A 19,296-nucleotide genomic window follows, 5' to 3' on the forward strand; every position below is an offset into this window, starting at 1 on the left:
GCAGGCAGTCCCCGGCCAGCGCCTGCGCTTCCGGATTCCACGCGCCTATAACACAAGATATGTGCTTGGCAAACGCTTTCCGGGGCGCGCGACCTTCTGCCTACAGCATGGCCATTCCACCGTTCACGTGCAAGGTCGCACCGGTCACATAGCCCGCTTCCGGGCTCGCCAGATACAGCACCGCGGCCGCGATTTCTTCCGGGGTGCCCATCCGCGCCGCGGGGATCTGCACGTTGATCTTCTCTTTCTGATCATCGGTCAGCTTGTCGGTCATTGCCGTGGCAATGAACCCCGGCGCAATCGCGTTCACCGTGATCCCACGGCTTGCAACCTCATAGGCCAGCGACTTGCCCATGCCGATCATCCCGGCCTTCGAAGCGGCATAATTGGCCTGCCCCGGATTGCCGGTCGCGCCGACGATCGAGCTGATATTGACGATCCGCCCCCAGCGCGCCTTCATCATGCCGCGCATCACGCCCTTGCACAGCTTCATCGACGCCGTGAGGTTCACCGACAACACGCTGTTCCACTCGTCATCCGACATCCGCATGAACAGGTTGTCGCGCGTGATCCCGGCGTTGTTTACAAGGATATCGACCGCTCCCATCGCCTCGATGGCCTGTTTCGGCAGCGCCTCCACGGCCTCCATGTCGCTCAGGTTGCAGGTCAGCACATGCGCCCGCTCGCCCAGCTCTCCGGCCAGATCCTGCAAGGGGGCCTCGCGTGTGCCGCTCAGGCCCACCGTCGCACCGGCGCCATGCAGCACGCGGGCGATCTCGCCGCCGATCCCGCCCGATGCGCCCGTCACCAGCGCGCATTTTCCGCTCAGGTCAAACATCCACTCTTCCTTCCGTCAGATACGTTCGCGTGTCTCTGCGGGCGCTCAAGCCAGCGACTCTTTCGCCGCCGCCACATCTTCGGGCGTGCCCACGCTGCGGCAGGCGATCGATCGTTCGATCCGCCGCACCATGCCGCACAGCGCCTTGCCCGCGCCGATTTCCCACATATCGGTGACGCCCTTGCCGGCCATGAACTCCACGGATTCGCGCCAGCGCACCGCGCCGGTCACCTGCTCGACCAGCAGGGCGCGGATCTCCGCCGGATCGACCACCGCCTCGGCGCGCACATTCGCGACCAGTGGCACCGCGGGCGCCTTGATCTCGACCTCGTCGAGCGCCCCGGCCATGACCTGCGCCGCCGGCTCCATCAAGGCGCAATGGAACGGCGCGGACACCGGCAGCAGCACCGCCCGCCGCGCGCCCGCGCCCTTGGCAATCTCTACCGCGCGCTCGACCGCTGCCTTATGGCCCGACACCACCACCTGACCCGGATCGTTGTCATTGGCCGCCGCGCAGACCTCGCCCTGCGCCGCCTCGGCCGCGACCGCCCGTGCCTGCGCAAGGTCCAGCCCCAGCAAGGCCGCCATTGCCCCCTGTCCGACCGGCACGGCGGCCTGCATCGCCTGCCCGCGGGTACGCAAGAGCCGCGCGCAATCCGCCACGCTCAACGCGCCCGCCGCCGCCAGCGCCGAATATTCGCCCAGCGAATGCCCCGCCACGAAATCCGCCTTGGTGATGTCGATGCCCTCGGCCTCCAACGCCCGCATCGCCGCCAGCGAGGTCGCCATCAGCGCCGGCTGCGCGTTCTGCGTCAGCGTCAGGTCCGCGGCATCGCCTTCCCAGATCAACGCGCTCAGCTTCTCGCCCAGCGCCTCGTCGACCTCGTCGAACACGGCCTGCGCGGCGGGATATGCCTCGGCCAGCGCCTTGCCCATGCCAATGGCCTGCGCCCCCTGTCCCGGAAATACGAATGCGCGGCTCATGCCGTCCCCCATGATTTGTCGTTGCGTTGGCCATGGATACGCGCCGCGGCACGCCACTGCAACGGCATTTGCCCGGGCGCGCGCTTGGCGCTTGCCCGAACGGCAACCAAGAAAAAACCGGCGGCGCCTCTCGGGCAGCCAACCGGTCCAGTCTTACACGAGGGTCGTGGGGGGACTGCGCGTCACACCTTGCGCGCAGCGAAGAACAGATGCACGCCGGTGAGCGCGAAGAAGAACGATGCGCAGAGCTTGATCATCATCAGCTCCGGCAGGTTGCCCGCGCCGGGTGCAACCCAGAGACCGATCGCCGCAATCATCAATGCCGCCGCAAACAGGCGTGTGATCGCCCGCACCACCAGATTGAGGCTGACCTCAGGGCGCATGCCGTTGCGGGTCTGGGTCGGTGCATCGAAGAAAGGATTTGCTGCGGACATTGGTGCGTTCTCCATTAACCTTTCCTCAATTGATCGCCTCGAAATCGGGCCGGATTGCGGCGCAATAGGGGAAATGGGGCGGAAAGAATGGGACCCGGACAAGACGCCTCCGTTGCAGGCTGGCCCGCCACCGTCCCGGACCCGATCCGGGACCTCCGGCGACAGGCTATTGCAAATACGCGCAACCCTCGTCAGTTCCCGAACGCGGGCGGCCCCGGCCGATCCGCGCGGCGTCGCTCAGCCCTCGCTGTCCAGCTTCAACCGGGTCACGAACGCCACCGAGATATGCGACTTCAGCGCGTCGTATGCCGCCGCATCGTCGCGCGTCTCGATCGCCCGAACAATCGCGTCATGCTCGGCCAGCGCCTTCTCGCCGCGGCCCTCGGCAGCCAGCGAGGTCGTCGCCATCAAGGCCATCGACCGATGCACAAGGTCCAGTTGCTGCACAAGGAACCGATTGTGCGACGCCAGGTGGATCTGCTTGTGGAACCGCCGGTTGGCCCGGCTCAGCGCGTTGGGATCATTCACCAGCGCCCGGTCTTCCTCCACCATATCGCGCAGCACCCGCACCTCCTCGGCCGTGGCATGCCGCGCCGCCAGCCGCGCCGCCAGCCCCTCCAGTTCGGCGCGCACCACGTAAAGCTCCGACATCTGGTTGTGGTCCAGCGAGGCCACGATCAGCGACCGCCCGTCGCGCGACAGCAGGGACTGTGTCTCCAGCCGCTGCAGGGCCTCTCGGATCGGGGTGCGGCTCATCCCCAGCCGGTCCGCCAGATCGCTCTCGACCAGCCGGTCGCCGGGCCGAAACGTGCCCACGTCGATCGCCTCGAGGATCATCGTGTAGGCATCTTTCTGCGGCGTCGTCTTCTGGTTCACCCGTGACCCTCCCCGGCTCATCCGCGCCACCTTACCGGCGGTTCCCGCGCCCGGCAACCATTGCGCCCCGCCAGCCGCCGCGATACCGTCCGCGCCATGTCCAAGGATCTCTTCTCTCACGTGGCCCATTGGGTCTTCGACCTCGACAATACGCTCTATCCCCCTGAAACACGGCTGTTTTCCCAGATCGAGCCGCGCATGACCGCCTGGGTCATGAACACCCTCGGCGTGACCGAGGCCGAGGCCAATCGCCTGCGGCTGCACTACTGGCAAACCTACGGCACCACGCTGGCCGGGCTGATGCGCGAACACGATGTCGATCCCGGCCCATACCTGCACGACGTCCACCAGATCGACTTCTCGGTGCTGACCCCCGACCCCGTGCTTGCCGCCCGCATCCGGGCGCTGCCCGGCCGCCGCATCGTCTACACCAACGGCACCTCTCCCTATGCCGAGGAAGTCCTCGCCGCGCGCGGCCTCTCGGGCCTGTTCGACGCGGTCTACGGTGTCGAGCACGCGGGCTTCCGGCCCAAGCCCGAGCGCGAGGCGTTCGAGGCCATCTTCACCGCCGACGGCACCGACGCCACCCGCGCCGCCATGTTCGAGGACGACCCCCGCAACCTCGCCGCGCCCCATGCGATGGGAATGCGCACCGTCCACGTCCACCCCGAGCGCCATGACGCCGACCATATTCACCATCACACCGACGACCTCGGCCAATTTCTCGCGCAACTCACCTAGGACGGGCGCGCTGCACGCATCCTGTCGGACCGCTCTGGCCCCCGCGCCCGCCCGCGCTATGATCCGGGCAAAGGATCCCTGACATGCATCACGACATCATCATCGCCGGAGGCGGCATCGCCGGCCTCACCGCCGCCGCCGCCTTCGGGCAGGCCGGCTTCAGCGTGCTCTGCGTCGATCCCGCGCCGCCGGTCGCCGACCGCGACGCCGAGACTGCCGATCAGCGCTCCACCGCCTTCCTGCAACCGGCCCGTGATTTCCTTGCCGAAGCGGGCCTCTGGCAACGCCTCGCCCCGCACGCCACGCCGCTCCAGACCATGCGCATCGTCGACGCGGGCGGCACCACGCCCGAGCCCCGCCTGTCCCGCGATTTCGACGCCAGCGACATCTCGGACGAGCCCTTCGGCTGGAACCTTCCCAACTGGCGTCTGCGCCGCGACATCGCCGCCCGGCTGGACGACATGGCGAACGTCACCTTCCGCACCGGTGTCTCCGCCACCGCGCTTTTCACCCGCACTGCCGAGGCCCGCGTCACCCTGTCCGACGGCACCCGCCACCGCGCCCGCCTCGTCATTGCCGCCGACGGCCGCGACTCCACCCTGCGCCAGGCCGCCGGGATCACGGTAAAAACCACCCGCTTCGGCCAGAAGGCGCTGGCCTTCTCGGTCACCCACCCGATCCCGCACAACAACACCTCGACCGAAATTCACCGCACCGGCGGACCTTTCACCCTCGTCCCCCTGCCCGATCATCAGGGCCGCCCCTCCTCGGCCGTGGTCTGGATGGAGACCGGCCCGAAGGCCGCCGCGCTTCACGCCATGGACGTGCCCGGGTTTGAGACCGCCATGACCGAACGCTCCGCGCACCTGTTCGGCCCGCTCACCCTCGCCTCGCGCCGCGCCATCTGGCCGATCATCGCCCAGCACGCCACCCGGCTCACCTCCGAACGCCTCGCGCTGGTCGCCGAAGCCGCCCACGTCCTGCCGCCGATCGGCGCGCAGGGCCTCAACATGTCGCTGGCCGATCTCTCGACGCTGTTGGACCTGGCGAAGGCCAACCCCGACACGCTGGGCGACGCGGCCATGCTCGCCGCCTATGAGCGTGCTCGCCTGCCCGACATCCGCGCCCGCATCGCCGGCATCACCGCGCTCAACCGCACCTCGATGATGACTCCCGCGCCCCTGCGCGACCTTCGCGCTGCCGGCATCGCCGCCCTGCACGAGATAGCTCCGGTCAGACGTGCGCTTATGCAAATGGGCCTCGGAGCGAAGCGCTAGCGCCCGCCCCACACACCCCGCGCGGAATCAAGGCCGAAGGCCGCCGCCAGTCCGCGATGTCACCCCAGGATCACCGTCCCCAACGACATGCACGCCGCAAGCAGCAGTATCGGAAATATCAGGGTAGGAAATTTCATGTCCAAGGGTCCTTCGGCGAAACGCACTGACCCCTAAACGCAGAACCCGGCAGCTTCCGTCGCTGCCGGGTCCTTTCTCACCGAAAATCTGAAAAGATCAGTTCTTCTCTTTGTCGACCATCTTGCCGGCCGAGATCCACGGCATCATGCCGCGCAGCTTCTCGCCGGTCGCTTCGATCTGGTGCTCGTCGTTGATCCGGCGGGTCGCCTTGAACGACGGCTGGCCGACGGCATTTTCCTGCATGAAGTCACGCACGAACTTGCCGGTCTGGATGTCGGTCAGAACCTCTTTCATCCGCTTCTTGGTCTCATCGTAGGGCAGGATGCGCGGCCCCGACACGTACTCGCCGTACTCGGCAGTGTTCGAGATCGAGTAGTTCATGTTGGCGATGCCGCCTTCGTAGATCAGGTCCACGATCAGCTTCACTTCGTGCAGGCACTCGAAATAGGCCATCTCCGGCTCATAGCCAGCTTCCACCAGCGTCTCGAAGCCCATTCGGATCAGCTCGACCAGACCGCCGCAAAGCACCGCTTGTTCACCGAACAGGTCGGTTTCGCATTCCTCGCGGAAGTTGGTCTCGATGATGCCCGAACGGCCGCCACCGATGGCCGAGCAATAGGACAGGCCGATCTCCAGCGCCTTGCCGGACGCATCCTGATGCACCGCCACAAGGCAGGGCACGCCGCCGCCCTTGGTGTATTCGCCGCGCACGGTGTGGCCCGGACCCTTCGGCGCCATCATGATGACGTCGACGCCCGGCTTCGGCTCGATCAACCCAAAGTGCACGTTCAGACCGTGGGCGAAGGCAATGGCGGAGCCTTCCTTCAGGTTGTCGTGGACGTATTTCTTGTAGGTCTCGGCCTGAAGCTCATCGGGCATGGTGAACATGATGACATCGCACCAGGCCGCCGCTTCCGCGATGCCCATGACCTTCAGCCCTTCGCCTTCAGCCTTCTTCGCCGAGGGCGAGCCTTCGCGCAGCGCCACGACGATGTTCTTGGCACCCGAGTCGCGCAGGTTCAGCGCATGGGCGTGGCCCTGGCTGCCGTAGCCCAGAATGGCGACTTTCTTGTCCTTGATGAGGTTCACATCGCAATCGCGATCATAGTAAACGCGCATGTCACTTCCTTCAGCTTGACGTGTTCGATTGGGGGGCAACCTACGCCCAGTCTCGCGGAACTGCACGTCAAACCCGCGATTATTCCGCCATTTTCCGATTTATCTATTCGTCGATTTGCCGTATCTGACGGAAATCATGCTTGACGACACCGACAGACGCATTCTCCGCCAGATGCAGGCCGATCCCGACCTGCCGCTGTCGGACCTCGCGGCCCGCGCCAACGTCACGGCGGCCACTCTGTCCCGCCGGCTCGAACGGATGCGCGAGGCCGGCGTGTTCAAGGGCAAGCGGGCCGAGATCCACTGGCCCGCCCTCGGCTACGCCGTCGAGGTCTCGCTACGCCTGACCCTCGACAAGACCCAGTCCCGCGCCTTCGACGAATTCCTCGCCGCTGCCCGCGAGGTGCCCGAGGTGATCGAGATCCAGACCTTCCTCGGACAGGTCGATGTCCGCCTTGCCGTCATCGCCCGCGACATCCCGCATTACCAGCAGATCTACCGCGACCGCCTGCTCACCCTGCCCCACATCATGGACCTCGAAGCCCTGATGCACGTCGCCCGCATCAAGGACGACGAGGCGTTGCCGGTATGACCCACGTTACAAAGGCGCGCATGCGCCCTGCCCGAGCTCGGGGGGCCCTCTCAGCCAAGCACACCTTCCGTCAGGCAAATCAGCAGACGCCTCACGCGCAGCCGATGCAGCATGTATGCCCTCCTTGGGGGGAGGTCGGGCATGGCGCATGCGCGCCGGTTGCACGGAACCTCGGATGTTACGCACCCACGCCCACCGTTTCGGTTTCGCATCTTCAATTCACCGAAGCCCCATGACCGACCTCGACGCCACCGACCGCGCCATCCTCCGCGCCCTCACCGCCGATGCCACGCTGTCGGCCGGCACCCTCGGCCGTCGGCTGGGCCTCTCGCAACCCGCCACCTGGCGCCGCATCAAGCGCCTGCGCGACAGCGGCGTCATCAAGGGCACCCGCCTGATCCTCGACCGCGAGAAACTGGGCTTCGGCGTCACCGTCTTCCTTGGCGTCAAGCTTGCCACCAAGGGACGTGTCAGCCTCGAGGATTTCGAACGCGCCGTCACCGCCATCCCCGAGGTGCAGACCGTCGAGCATATCCTCGGCCTCTACGACTATCGCCTGCGCGTCGTCGCCCGCGACCTCAGCGATTTCGAGCGCGTCCTCAGACGCCGCATCATGACGCTGCCCGGTGCGGGGCAAGTCGAGGCCAACGTGCTCCTGTCCGAGGAACGCCTGCCCGGCCCCCTCGGCTGAGGCTTGCCCCCCGCCTGGCAGGTCCTAATCTCATTCCCATGGGCTACCGCATCAAAAGGTCCGACAAGACCGTCACCAAGGCGCTCCGCCGCATCGCCTGCGATCAACTTGACGGTGCCATCGCCGCTCTCGATGGGGCAGACGACACCGACGAGGCCATTCACGATGCCCGCAAGGCCTGCAAGAAGCTCCGCGGGCTGCTCCGCCTCGTCCGCCCCGCCTTCCCCGATTACAAGACCGAGAACGCCGCCCTGCGCGACGCCGCCCGCCGCGTCGCTGGCCCCCGCGAAGGCGCCGCCGCGCTGGAAGCCTTCGACCGGCTGGCCCGGGCCTATCCCGACCGCCTCACAGGCCCCAACGCGGCCGCGGCGCACGACGCCCTCGAACACCGCGCCCGCGCGGCGCATCTGGACGACCTCGACGGCCGCGCAGCCGAATTCCGCGCCGATCTGATCGCCTGCCGCGACCGCGCCCGGCACTGGAAGGTGAAGGGCAAGGGCTTCTCCGCCCTCAAAGCCGGGCTCCGCAAGACCTACGGCCGCGCCCGCAAGGCCGGCGCCACGGCGCGCGACACCCGCGCCCCCGCCGACCTTCACCAATGGCGCAAGCGGGTGAAATACCACTGGTATCACGCCCGCCTGCTCAGGACCTGCGCCCCGGAAAAGCTGAAAACCCGCATCGACGCTCTCGGCCGCCTGTCCGACCTGCTCGGGGACCATCAGGATTATGCCGACCTCACCCGCCTGATCGAAGCCGGCGACCTGCCGCCCAAGGCCGCACAGGCCCTTCGCACCCCCTTGATGATCGAGATGGACCGCCTGCAGAACCGCGCCTTCGCCAGGGCCCCCAAGCTGCTGCGCCGCAAGCCGAAGAGGCTGGCCAAGGCCTACCGGACGGCGTGAAAAAACCGGCGCGCCTGACGCCAATTGCCTTTCGCCCGCCGCCACGCTAGCCCTTTACCCGACAACAAGGAGACGGACATGGCGCTGCGCGACGATATCGACCCCAACGGCCTCGACGAATTCTCGGTGGTCTTCACCGACCGCTCGCTCAACCACATGTCCGCCACCTTTCAGGAGGTCATGCACGACATCTCGGACACCTTGAAGGCGGTCTACGCGGCGCAGGCGGTCGTGATCGTCCCCGGCGGCGGCACCTTCGGAATGGAGGCGGTGGCCCGCCAATTCGCCCAGGATGCAAACTGCCTCGTCGTCCGCAACGGCTGGTTCTCCTTCCGCTGGTCGCAGATCTTCGCCATGGGCGGCTTCACCGGCGCTGAGACCGTGCTGAAGGCCAGCCGCACCGGCAACGACCCGCAGTCGCCATTCGCCCCCGCCCCGATCGACGAAATCACCGCCCGCATCCGTGCCGAAAAGCCCGATCTGGTGATCGCCCCGCATGTGGAAACCTCCTCGGGCATCATCCTGCCCGATGACCACCTCAAGGCCATGGCCGAAGCCGCACACGAGGTCGGTGCGCTGATGGTGCTGGACTGCATCGCTTCTGGCTGCATATGGATCGACATGGAGGCCACCGGTGTCGACGTGCTGATCTCCGCGCCGCAGAAGGGTTGGTCCTCCACGCCCTGCGCGGGGCTGGTGATGCTGTCGTCCCGCGCGCTCGAACGGCTGGACAACACCACCTCCGATAGCTTCGCCGCCGACCTGAAGAAATGGCACCAGATCATGCAGGCCTACGAGGGCGGCGGCCATGCCTACCACGCCACCATGCCCACCGACGGGCTGCGCATGTTCCGCGACACCATGCTGGAAAGCCGCGACTTCGGTTTCGACAAGCTGAAGGCCGCGCAATGGGACCTCGGCACCAAGGTCCGCGCGCTGCTGGCCTCGAAGGGCGTGAAGACCGTCGCCGCCCCCGGTTACGAGGCCCCTGGCGTCGTCGTCAGCTATACCAACAACCCCGACATCAAGTCCGGCCGCGCCTTCGCGGTACAAGGCACCCAGATCGCCGCCGGCGTACCGTTGCAATGCGACGAAGGCGACGGCTTCTCGACCTTTCGCCTCGGTCTCTTCGGTCTCGACAAGCTCTATGACGTCGACGCCACCGTCGGCCGGCTGGAGGCAACCCTCGACAAGGTGCTCTGAACCGTCACCGGCCAAAGGGGGCGCTGCCCCCTCGCCCTGCGGGCTCACCCCCGGAGTTTATCCGGCAAGATGAAGGCCCAGGGACGCTCCCTGTCTTCATCTTGCCCTTAAACTCCCGCCGGAAGCATGCACGACCCGTCCTGAGCCGCCCCGGCCCGCGGGTCAGTGCCGCGGAGGCCCCGATCCGGCAAGATGGGGGCTCGGCACCCATCCTGCCTCAGACGACTTCTTCGACGGCCCCCACGACGCGGTCCACGACGGCCTCCAGCATCACCGGATCCTCGCATTCCGCCATCACCCGGATCAGCGGCTCGGTTCCTGACTTGCGGATCAGCAGCCGGCCCTTGCCGTTCAACTCGCCCTCGGCCGAGGCGATCGCCGCCTTCACCGCGTCGGCCTCCAGCGGGGCCTGACCGGCATCGAAGCGCACGTTCTTCAGCATCTGCGGCACCGGCTCGAAGTTCCGCGCAAGGTCCGAGGCCTTGCGCCCGGTCCGCGTCATCTCGGCCAGAAACTGCAACCCCGCCATCAGCCCGTCGCCGGTGGTGGCATAATCGGTCATCACGATATGCCCCGACTGTTCGCCACCGAGGTTCCAGCCGCCGCGCCGCATCGCCTCGACGACATAGCGGTCGCCCACGCCGGTCCGCTCCAGCCGCAGCCCCTTGGCATCGAGAAACCGCTCCAGCCCGAGGTTCGACATCACCGTCGCCACCAGAGTGCCGCCACGCAGCCGGTCCTCCTCGGCCCAGCGCGCGGCCATCAGCGCCATGATCTGGTCGCCGTCGGCCACCTGTCCGGTCTCGTCGATGATCATCACCCGGTCGGCATCGCCATCCAGGCAGATGCCCACGTCGGCGCCATGCGCCACCACCGCCTCGGCGGCGGTCATCGGATGGGTCGAACCGCAGCCGTCATTGATGTTGAACCCGTCCGGATTGACCCCCACCGGGATCACGTCGGCGCCCAGTTCCCACAGCACCTCCGGCGCGGCGCGATAGGCCGCGCCGTTGGCGCAGTCGATCACCACCTTCATGCCGTCCAGCCGCATCCCGGCCGGGAAGGTGCTCTTGACCCGTTCCTGATAGCGGAAGCGGCCGTCGTCGATGCGCTTGGCCTTGCCGATCCTGTCGGCCTCCGAGGGGTCCACCCCCGCCTCGATCAGCTTCTCGATCTCGCCCTCGGCCTCGTCCGACAGCTTGAAGCCGTCCGGCCCGAAGAACTTGATGCCATTGTCCTCGGCCGGGTTGTGGCTGGCCGAGATCATGATCCCCAAGTCCGCCCGCATCGATGGCGTCAGCAGCCCCACCGCCGGCGTCGGCACCGGCCCCAGCAGCAGCACCGACATGCCGGTCGAGGTCAGCCCCGCGGTCAGCGCGGTCTCGAACATGTAGCCCGACCGGCGGGTATCCTTGCCGATCACCACCCGGTGCACCCCGCCGTTGTCGCGGCGGAAATAGCGGCCGGTGGCGGCGCCGATCCGCAGCGCCATGTCGGCGGTCATCGGCGCGGTATTGGCCCGGCCGCGCACCCCGTCGGTGCCGAAAAGCTTACGTGACATCAAATCTTCCTCTTTCAACCGCCTGCCAGAGCCGCAGCGCCTGCCGCGTCTCGGCCACATCATGCACCCGCACTATCTGCACCCCCTGCGCCACGCCCGCAAGCGCCAGCGCCACCGATCCGGGCATCCGGTCCTCGGGCGCCTCTGCCGCGCCGATCACCCGGATCATGCCCTTGCGCGACGCGCCCAGCAGCAGTGGCACGCCCAGTGCGTGAAACAGGCTGATCCCGTTCAGCAAGGCCAGGTTATGCGCGATGCTCTTGCCGAAACCGATGCCGGGATCGGCCACGATCCGGTGGCGCGGGATGCCCAGTTCGCCCAGCACGCAGATCTGCGCCAGCAGGAAATCGTAGACGTCCAGCAGCACGTCGTCGTACTGCGGGTTCTCCTGCATGGTCTGCGGCGTGCCCTGCGTATGCATCACGCAGACCGGCAACTGGTGGCGCGCGCAGAACGGCGCCAGCGCCTTGTCGTAAGTAAACCCCGACACGTCATTGACCAGCGCCGCCCCCGCCGTCACCGCCGCCACCGCCACCGACTGCTTGCGCGTGTCGATCGAGATCGGCACATCGACCCGCTTCGACAGCGCCGCGATCACCGGTTCCACCCGTGCGATCTCGGCCTCCTCGGGCACGTCCACCGCCCCGGGCCGCGTGCTCTCGCCGCCGATGTCGACGATGTCGGCCCCGGCTTCGGCCAGATCCACCCCGTGCTTCACCGCGCGCGCCGGGCCGGCGAACTGGCCGCCGTCCGAGAAACTGTCAGGGGTGACGTTGACGATCCCCATCAGACGCGGCGCGTCCATAAGCAGGCCCGCAACCGGGGGCCGCGGCACCGTCAGGTTGGTCATCACGTCGCCGGGAATCTCCGAAACCGGCACGATCCTGTCGCCGCCGTCGCGGGTCCGCCGTTCGGCATGGGTGAACCAGCACCAGCCCCCCGCAAGCGTCACCGCGTCGTCGGGCCGCACCGGGCCGTGTTGCACCAGCGGGCGGTAATATGCGTCTTGATCGGCGGTCATTGCGCTTGAATGCGCGAAACCGGGGCCTCATGCAAGCGTCGGCTCGTCCACTGGGACCGCGCGCGCCGGCACACCCGGCGCCACCGGCAAGGCTTCGCCGATCACCACCAGTTCGCAGGCCTCGAGCAGCCCGGCCAGCCAGGCCGCCAGCGCCACCGGATCGAGCGGCAGGCCCTGTGGACCCGAAGCGGCATCCAGTACGATCTTCGACGGCGCCCACAGGCCGATCTGCCCGTTCTTCATGCCCCAGTCCAGCTCGGTCCGGGTGCCGACCACCACGCAGCGCGGATCGCGCGCCGCCAGCAGCCAGCCGTTCTGCTCGATGGCCAGCAGGTCCACCCGGCGCTGCGCCTCGGGCTGCCCGGCTTCGGGCCGCGCCGCTTCGGGCAAGCCGACGCACAGCACCACCGGCGCCCCCGCCGCCTCAAGCGTATCAAGCCAACCCTTCAGGTGATCCGACCGGGCCGCGGCATTCGACAGGTACACCACCCGCGGATGCGGCTTTTCCCCGGCCTCCGTCGCGGCCGAGGTCACATCCTCGCGCCCCCGCACGATCTCGACGCCAAGCGCCCCCGGCCCCCGGTCCAGTTTCTCGATCCGCACGAAGACCCGCATCGCCTGCGGCTCGCGCAGGATGCGCAACGCCACGCGTTCGGCCAGGGTCTCCAGCAGGTTCAGCCGTTCGGCCCCCAGTTCATGGGCAATTGCCTCGGTCACCCGGTCATAGCTGAGGATACGGTCCACGTCGTCGTCGACCTGCTCGTCGGCGCCGCCCACCTCGACCACCACGTTGAAGCTCAGCCGCTGGGTCAGACCGCGTTCGGACTGGAACGCGCCGATCTCGACCTCGACGATGTGATCGCGCAGCGAAATCCGGTCGCGCGGCGGCTCGACCGCGGTGGCGGCGGCGCGCTCCGCGGGATGCGCAAAGGCGAGACGGATATCCTGCGTGCTGTCCTGGGTCATGGGCGGCCCCCGATGGTGACGATGCGCCCTCTGTGGCATATTCCGCGCGGGTCCAGAACCCCTCCGCGCGTCGCGCCGCTGCCGTAAACCGACACCGGCGCGGATCAGTCCGGTATCAGTTCATCGACACGCGCTGATGCGGGCGATAGAACTTGTGAACGCCGATGGTGGTGGTGTGCGCAAACTTGCGCGACCAGTTGGGCGCCACGGCGGTGGTGTGATAATACGTCGCCCCGTCGGTCAGCCGGCGCGGCAATCCGCTCAGCATCGCCTTGGCGATCTTGGCCACCCGCGCATAGGCCGCCGGTTCGTTGACCTTCTCGGCATGGCCGTCGCAGGTATAGGTGAACTGGCAGGCATACTTCCGCCCGGTGCCCTGGTTGATCACGCCGCAGACCGAATCCGGGAACTTCGGGCTCTGCACCCGGTTCAGGATCACTTCGGCCACCGCCACCTGCCCCTTGATGCTCTCGCCCCGGGCCTCGAAATAAAGCGCCTCGGCAAGGCAGGCAAACTGCTCGCCGCCCTTGCCGCGCGGCAGGCTGTCCAGCCACGCCTGCGTGAATTCCACGTTGCCCGGCTGCGTCGGAGTGGCCGCGCCAAGCGCCCACTTCAGCGTGCCCTTGGGAACCGATTTCAATCCCTGACGTTCGAGTTTGATAAGGCTTCCGACCTCGTCCTGGCGCAGTTCGGCTTCAGCACCGTGTCCCCATATCCCGAGGAGCGCGGCTGCGCAGGCAGCAAAAATGAGTCGCATTGATGTCCCTCACAAGCATAAGCCCGAGAGGTCCCGGGCTTTCAGCAAACTCGGGCCTTATACCCAAGATGTGAAATATCGGATAGCGGCAGGCTGACGCAGGCGTGCAACAGTGCCGGTTTTTTGCCGATGCCGGCGCAAAACCCCTATATCACAGCGATTCCCGCAACCGGCCCTCTAGATGTTGTCCCGTATCGTCAGCTGTGCCGCGGCCAGTCGCGCAACCGGAACACGAAACGGCGAACACGAGACATAGGTGAACCCCAGATCGCGGCAGATCGCAATCGAATCGGGGTTGCCGCCGTGTTCGCCACAGATCGACAGCACCACCTGCGGCCGCGACTTGCGGCCCCGCTCGGCCCCGATCTTCAAAAGCTCGCCCACGCCATCGGGATCGAGCACATGGAACGGATCTTCGGGAAACACCCCCTGCTGCACGTATTCCGACATGAACCGCCCGGCATCGTCGCGCGACAGGCCATAGGTCATCTGCGTCAGGTCGTTGGTCCCGAAGCTCAGGAAATCGCTGTGCTCCGCGATCTCTTCGGCCCTGAGCGCCGCGCGCGGCGTCTCGACCATCACTCCCAGCCGGTAATCGAAGTCCGCGCCGGTTTCATAGCGCACCGAGGCCGCGACGGCATCCATCCGCGCCCGCACCAGTTCCACCTCGCGCCGGGCCGAAACCAGCGGGATCATGATCTCCGGCACCACCTGCGCGCCTTCCCGGCTGGCGGCGATCGTCGCTTCAAAGATGGCACGCGCCTGCATGTCATAGATCTCGGGCAGCGTGATCCCCAGCCGGACCCCGCGCATCCCCAGCATGGGGTTATACTCGCTCAGGTTTTCCACCCGCCGCTCGACATCGCTGACCGGCAGGTCCAGCGCCTCGGCCAGCGCGCGCAGCCCCGGCTTGTCGGTCGGCAGGAATTCGTGCAGCGGCGGATCGAACAGCCGGATGCAGACCGGCATCCCCTGCATGATACGGAACAGCTCGATGAAATCGGCCCGTTGCATCGGCAGCAGCAGCTCCAGCGCCGCCCGCCGGTCCTCTGACGAGTTGGCGAAGATCATCTCGCGCATCACGATCATGCGGTCGGTTTCAAAGAACATGTGCTCGGTCCGGCACAGCCCGATCCCGTCGGCCTTGAAGTTCCGCGCCGTGGTGGCATCCATCGGCGTATCCGCATTGGCCCGCACGTCGATGTCGCGCACCGCGTCGGCCCATTCCATCAGCGTCTGAAAGGCGTCGTCCAGCGCCGCCTCGAGCATCGGCGGCGACCCGGCCAGAACCTCGCCCGCCGCGCCATCGATGGTGATGATATCGCCCTCGGTGAACACCGTCCCATCCAGCGCCACCAGCCGCTTCTTGCGCAGATGAAATCCCATCCGCGCCGCGCCCACGACGCAGGGAATGCCCATGCCGCGCCCGATCACCGCAGCGTGCGACGTCATCCCGCCCCGTTCGGTCAGCACGCCCACCGCGGCCTGCATCCCGCGGATGTCCTCGGGCGAGGTCTCGCGCCGCACCAGGATGCAGGGCTCGTCGCGGGCCGCGCTGGCCTGCGCCGCCGCCGCGGTAAACACGATCCGCCCCGTCGCCGCCCCGGGCGAGGCCGCCACCCCGCGCCCCAGCACCTCGCGCTCGGCATCGGGGTCGATCTGGCGGTGCAGCAACTCGCTCAGCGCCCGCGGCTCGACCCGCATCAACGCCTCTTCGCGCGGGATGATCTTGTCCTCGGCCAGCGCCACCGCGATCCGCACCGCCGCGCGGCTGGAGCGCGGCACCACCACCCCGTCCAGCACATGCACGCGCCCGCCCTGGATGGTGAACTCGATCTGCATCTCGGCGCGCAGCTTGCGCCGCATCCGTTCCGCGATGTCGACGATCTCGGCAAAGGCCTCCGGCGCGGTTTCCTCCAGCGACGGCCCGCGCGGGTCGCGCGCCAGAAACAACGCCTCGGCACCGCCACTCAGCGCGTCGCGGCCCTGGCTCTGGCTCAGGTATCGCCCGGTGACCTGCCGAAGCCCGGTGTGGCTGTTGACCAATTGCAGCACCCCCGACCCGGTCTCGCCGTCGCGCGCGTCGGGGTTGCCAATGCCCAGCGCCATCTCCTGCACAACAAGGCCCAGCCCGGCGTCCGCCGGCGCGCCCTTGGCCTGTCGCAGCAATCTTGCCGTCGTCCCTTCCCAGGCCCGCGCCATCGAACGCAGGACCTGCCGCAACTGTACCTCGGGCTCCTGCGGAAACGGCTCTTCGGCCTCTTCCTCATAGGCGCGCAAGGCTTCCTTCAGCGCCTGTGACCCTTCGGCGGTGATATCGTCGAACATATCCGGATCAAGCCGCGCCACGTGCAGCGCATAGGCCTCGATGAACCGCGCATAAAGCGCCGCCGCGGCCTCTTCGCCCAGCGTCTCGCACATCTCGGAAAAGCGCGCGTCGTTCATCCCGATATTGAGAATGGCCCCCGGCCCGCCCCAGTCGGGATCCTCGCTCGACGGCCGGACGCACAGCAGCGCGCCCTCGGGAAAGGCAGACAGTATCTCGGAAATGTCCGGGGTGTGCCCGCTGGCGATGCCGTGCACGGCATCGAACGACAGCGCCACCGTGCGCGGCACGGGCAGATCCATACGCACCAGCCGCTGGAGGCATTTCGCCCGCCCGCCATGGGTGTGCGCCTTCATCGGCGCGGTCGGGGTGATCGGCGTGATGTTCGGATTTTCCAGCAGCAACGGCTTGTCCGCCCTTCAATGACGCAGTGCAGCATAAGCGGCGCACGACATCACACAAGCGTAAATAATGGAAAACCCGTTGCGTCCGACCTTCGTAGGAAGAGTGCTACCGCCCATCCTACCGCATCCCAGGGGGGCATTTGTACAAAACTGGGGTCTGTTTTGTACAAATTGTACAAAACTAACCTTCGATACGCCGCAGGTCCGCCACCGACAGGCACAGTGTCCGGATCTGGCTCAGCAGGTTCAGACGATTGCGCCGAAGCAGGTCGTTGTCGGCGTTCACCTGAACCGCCTCGAAAAACCCGTCAACCGCGCCCCGCAGACCGGCCAAGGCCGACATCGCCGCCTCGAAATCCTGCCGCTCCAAGGCGTCCGTGATCTCCGGTTCTGCCTTTTCCAGCGCGGAAAACAACGCCTTTTCCTCGGCTTCCTCGGCAAACTTCATGTCCGCACCAAAGGAATACTCGACCCCATCCTTTTCTTCGGCCTGGGTCAGGATGTTGTTTGCCCGCTTGAACCCTTGCAGCAGGTTCTCGCCGTCGTCGGTGTCGAGAAACATCTGCAACGCCGTCGCACGCTTCACCAGCAATGCAAGGTCGTCGTTCCCCGGCATTTCGATACAGGCGTCGATCACGTCATGCCTAACACCCTGATCGCGCAGGAAAACCTTCAGCCGGTCGTGGAAAAACGACAGCAGATCGGTGCTTATGTCGGGCACCGCTTCGCCCACCGTCCGCACCACAGATCCGGGCGCAGTCTCCCCGTCTTGGTCCATCCGGCCCATCACCGCGCGATATGCCGCGCCGAACACGCCATGATTGCCGATCTCTTCAAGTACTTCGCGCAAAGCCTTGATATCGTGGTCATTCGCGCTGCCGGTACTCAGGTGGAGCTTGTGCAGAACCAGTTGCGCGTCAATGAACCGGTCGAGGTTGAGCGACAGATTATTGTTCAGGATCAACCGGATAACCCCAAGCGCCGCCCGTCGCAGGGCAAACGGGTCTTTCGACCCGGTCGGCTTTTCGTCAATTGCCCAGAACCCGGTCAGCGTGTCCAGCTTGTCCGCCAGCGCCACGGCAACCGACACCGGCTCGGACGGCACGTCGTCCGACGGACCCAGAGGCGAGTAGTGGTCCCGCACCGCATCCGATACCGCGTTGGAAAGGCCAGCCTTTTGGGCATAGTACCGCCCCATGATCCCCTGCAGTTCCGGGAACTCATAGACCATCTCCGACGACAGGTCCGCCTTCGCCACCTGCGCTGCCAGCGCCGCTTCTTCCACATCCGCGCCAACCACCGGCGCTATCTCCCGCGCCAGTTCGGCGATCCGCGCGATCCGCGCGCCCTGCGATCCCAGCTTGTTGTGGAAGGTCACAGCCCCCAAAGGCTCCGCCATGGCTTCGAGACCTGCATCAGAAACGGCGCGCAAGTCATTCTCCCAAAAGAACTTTGCATCCGACAGCCGAGCCGAAAGTACCTTCTGGTTGCCCGCCAGGATCGTCGCGCCATGGTCGGCGGTCTCACGATTGGCCACCGTCACGAACTTCTCGATCCGGCCCGTCTTCGGATTCCTGACCGAAAAGAACTTCTGGTGCTCCTTCATCGAGGTTTGCAGCACCTCCGGCGGAAGCTCCAGAAAATCCTCACCAATTTCGCCCATCAGCACGACCGGCCATTCGACCAGCCCGGCCACTTCGGTCAGCAATCCCGGGTCCTCAACAACCTCGTGTCCCTGCGAGAACGCCATGTTCGTTGCGTCATGCCAGATGTGGTCGGCGCGCTCTGCGGCGTCCAACATCACATACGCCCGCTTCAACTTCATCGCGTAATCATCGAAAGATGTTACGGAAAACTCGTCTGGCGCCATGAAGCGATGGCCCCGCGTGGTATCGCCGGCGGCGATCCCGCCGACCTCGACAGACACCACCTCGGCCCCGGCCTCGTCGCTGAGAATGCAGATCATCGAATGCAGCGGGCGCACCCAGCGCAACGTGCCGCGCCCCCAGCGCATCGACTTGGGCCAGGGGAAATTCCGGATCACATCCTCCAGAACTTCGGCAACAATCTCAGTGGCTTGCCGACCGGGCTTCACAACGGTCGCGAAGAATACCGGTCCTTTCGGAGTGTCCCGCTCTTGCAGTTGGTCACGCGTTACCCCGGCCCCACGCAGAAAGCCCTCAACGGCCTTGTCGGGCGCGCCTACCTTGGGGCCCTTACGCTCTTCGCGCAGGGTGGGCGATTCACCCGTCATGCCCTCGACCGTCAGCACCAGACGCCGGGGCGTGGAAAACGCCGCCGCCGAGCCGTATGTCAGCCCCGCCTCGACCAGCCCGTCGGTCATCCGCTTCTTCAGGTCCTCGCAGGCACGTGCCTGCATGCGCGCCGGGATTTCCTCGGAAAACAGTTCGATCAGCAGGTCGGGCATGACAACTCCGGAGCGTTCAGGTCAACGCTCCGGTGCTT

Annotated in this window: 17 protein-coding genes; 6 read left to right on the forward strand and 11 right to left on the reverse strand. The window is 66.6% G+C overall.

The window, feature by feature from the left end; all coding sequences use genetic code 11:
- Positions 1-100: 100 nt before the first annotated feature.
- From fabG to AC04PT_RS12920, 4 genes are all read right to left on the reverse strand, one after another.
- Positions 101-838: a 3-oxoacyl-[acyl-carrier-protein] reductase gene (gene fabG, locus AC04PT_RS12905; RefSeq protein WP_482874110.1), complete on the reverse strand. Its 738-nt coding sequence runs from the start codon at positions 836-838 to the stop codon at positions 101-103.
- A gap of 45 nt (positions 839-883) precedes the next feature.
- Positions 884-1,822: an ACP S-malonyltransferase gene (gene fabD, locus AC04PT_RS12910; protein WP_482874111.1), complete on the reverse strand. Its 939-nt coding sequence runs from the start codon at positions 1,820-1,822 to the stop codon at positions 884-886.
- A gap of 182 nt (positions 1,823-2,004) precedes the next feature.
- Positions 2,005-2,271 carry a hypothetical protein gene (locus tag AC04PT_RS12915; RefSeq protein WP_482874112.1) on the reverse strand — a complete coding sequence of 89 codons (267 nt, stop codon included), beginning with the start codon at positions 2,269-2,271 and terminating at the stop codon, positions 2,005-2,007.
- 222 nt (positions 2,272-2,493) lie between these two features.
- Entirely contained in the window at positions 2,494-3,153 is a 660-nt protein-coding gene (locus tag AC04PT_RS12920) for a GntR family transcriptional regulator (RefSeq protein ID WP_482874254.1), read from the reverse strand.
- Positions 3,154-3,228: 75 nt separating this feature from the next.
- Between AC04PT_RS12920 and AC04PT_RS12925 the strand changes: the two genes are divergently transcribed.
- Together AC04PT_RS12925 and AC04PT_RS12930 are read left to right on the forward strand one after the other, a co-directional pair.
- Entirely contained in the window at positions 3,229-3,873 is a 645-nt protein-coding gene (locus tag AC04PT_RS12925) for a pyrimidine 5'-nucleotidase (protein WP_482874113.1), read from the forward strand.
- Between the two features lie 83 nt (positions 3,874-3,956).
- The gene (locus tag AC04PT_RS12930) at positions 3,957-5,150 is read left to right on the forward strand and encodes a UbiH/UbiF family hydroxylase (protein ID WP_482874114.1); all 1,194 of its coding nucleotides are present in this window, start codon (positions 3,957-3,959) and stop codon (positions 5,148-5,150) included.
- A gap of 234 nt (positions 5,151-5,384) precedes the next feature.
- On the opposite strand, the gene ilvC is transcribed toward AC04PT_RS12930, so the two are convergent.
- Entirely contained in the window at positions 5,385-6,407 is a 1,023-nt protein-coding gene (gene ilvC, locus AC04PT_RS12935) for a ketol-acid reductoisomerase (RefSeq protein ID WP_482874115.1), read from the reverse strand.
- Positions 6,408-6,543: 136 nt separating this feature from the next.
- Here ilvC and AC04PT_RS12940 point away from each other — a divergent pair, with 136 nt between their 5' ends.
- From AC04PT_RS12940 to AC04PT_RS12955, 4 genes are all read left to right on the forward strand, one after another.
- Complete coding sequence (locus AC04PT_RS12940; protein ID WP_482874116.1) at positions 6,544-6,999, forward strand: Lrp/AsnC family transcriptional regulator; 456 nt, start codon at positions 6,544-6,546, stop codon at positions 6,997-6,999.
- 232 nt (positions 7,000-7,231) lie between these two features.
- Positions 7,232-7,690 carry an Lrp/AsnC family transcriptional regulator gene (locus AC04PT_RS12945; RefSeq protein ID WP_482874117.1) on the forward strand — a complete coding sequence of 153 codons (459 nt, stop codon included), beginning with the start codon at positions 7,232-7,234 and terminating at the stop codon, positions 7,688-7,690.
- Positions 7,691-7,728: 38 nt separating this feature from the next.
- The gene (locus AC04PT_RS12950; RefSeq protein ID WP_482874118.1) at positions 7,729-8,592 is read left to right on the forward strand and encodes a CHAD domain-containing protein; all 864 of its coding nucleotides are present in this window, start codon (positions 7,729-7,731) and stop codon (positions 8,590-8,592) included.
- A gap of 78 nt (positions 8,593-8,670) precedes the next feature.
- Positions 8,671-9,795, forward strand: a complete 1,125-nt coding sequence (locus tag AC04PT_RS12955) for an aminotransferase class V-fold PLP-dependent enzyme (RefSeq protein WP_482874119.1) — start codon at positions 8,671-8,673, stop codon at positions 9,793-9,795.
- A gap of 217 nt (positions 9,796-10,012) precedes the next feature.
- Here AC04PT_RS12955 and glmM read toward each other — a convergent pair whose 3' ends face one another.
- From glmM to glyS, 6 genes are all read right to left on the reverse strand, one after another.
- A complete protein-coding gene (gene glmM, locus AC04PT_RS12960) occupies positions 10,013-11,356 on the reverse strand; it encodes a phosphoglucosamine mutase (protein ID WP_482874120.1) in 1,344 nt (447 codons plus the stop codon).
- Positions 11,346-12,377, reverse strand: a complete 1,032-nt coding sequence (gene folP / locus AC04PT_RS12965) for a dihydropteroate synthase (RefSeq protein WP_482874121.1) — start codon at positions 12,375-12,377, stop codon at positions 11,346-11,348. Before folP ends, glmM begins: the two co-directional genes overlap by 11 nt.
- Before the next feature lie 27 nt (positions 12,378-12,404).
- The gene (locus tag AC04PT_RS12970; RefSeq protein ID WP_482874122.1) at positions 12,405-13,343 is read right to left on the reverse strand and encodes a dihydroneopterin aldolase; all 939 of its coding nucleotides are present in this window, start codon (positions 13,341-13,343) and stop codon (positions 12,405-12,407) included.
- A gap of 115 nt (positions 13,344-13,458) precedes the next feature.
- Entirely contained in the window at positions 13,459-14,100 is a 642-nt protein-coding gene (locus AC04PT_RS12975) for a cell wall hydrolase (RefSeq protein ID WP_482874123.1), read from the reverse strand.
- Between the two features lie 177 nt (positions 14,101-14,277).
- Positions 14,278-16,782, reverse strand: coding sequence for a putative PEP-binding protein (locus tag AC04PT_RS12980; RefSeq protein ID WP_482874255.1), 2,505 nt, complete (start codon positions 16,780-16,782; stop codon positions 14,278-14,280).
- A gap of 229 nt (positions 16,783-17,011) precedes the next feature.
- The gene (gene glyS, locus AC04PT_RS12985; protein WP_482874124.1) at positions 17,012-19,258 is read right to left on the reverse strand and encodes a glycine--tRNA ligase subunit beta; all 2,247 of its coding nucleotides are present in this window, start codon (positions 19,256-19,258) and stop codon (positions 17,012-17,014) included.
- Between the last annotated feature and the right edge of the window lie 38 nt (positions 19,259-19,296).

It is taken from the genome of Litorisediminivivens sp. KMU-197, assembly GCF_056858395.1.